This is a genomic window from Virgibacillus salexigens (assembly GCF_014905415.1).
GTDB classification, from domain to species: Bacteria; Bacillota; Bacilli; order Bacillales; family Amphibacillaceae; genus Virgibacillus; species Virgibacillus salexigens.
Window position 1 is genome coordinate 1 of sequence record NZ_BNEO01000044.1, and the last position, 390, is coordinate 390.

1 protein-coding gene is annotated in these 390 nt (G+C 30.5%); it reads right to left on the minus strand.

All coding sequences use genetic code 11. From position 1 onward, the window contains the following. Positions 1-390: hypothetical protein (locus tag JKP73_RS22140; protein WP_200411981.1), on the minus strand; the 390-nt coding region annotated here is incomplete at both ends.

Genomic DNA, 390 nt, shown 5'->3' on the forward strand with positions numbered 1-390 from the left:
GGTCGAAAAAGCAAGGTTAAACATCATTGATTTAGAGAGTATTTTTGCTATTAAAGTCACTTTTTCGTCAACTTTGTTCGAAGAGGCAAGGTTAATCATCATGGATTTTGATAGTATTTTAGCATTTAAAGTCACTTTTTCGTCAACTTTGGTCGAAAAAGCAAGGTTAAACATCATTTTTTTAGAAGGTATTTTAGCATTTAAAGTCACTTTTTCGTCAACTTTGTTCGAAAAAGCAAGGTTAATCATCATGGATTTTGATAGTATTTTAGCATTTAAAGTCACTTTTTCGTCAACTTTGGTCGAAAAAGCAAGGTTAAACATAATGGATTTTGATAGTATTATAGCATTTAAAGTTACTTTTTCGTCAACTTTGGTCGAAAAAGCAAG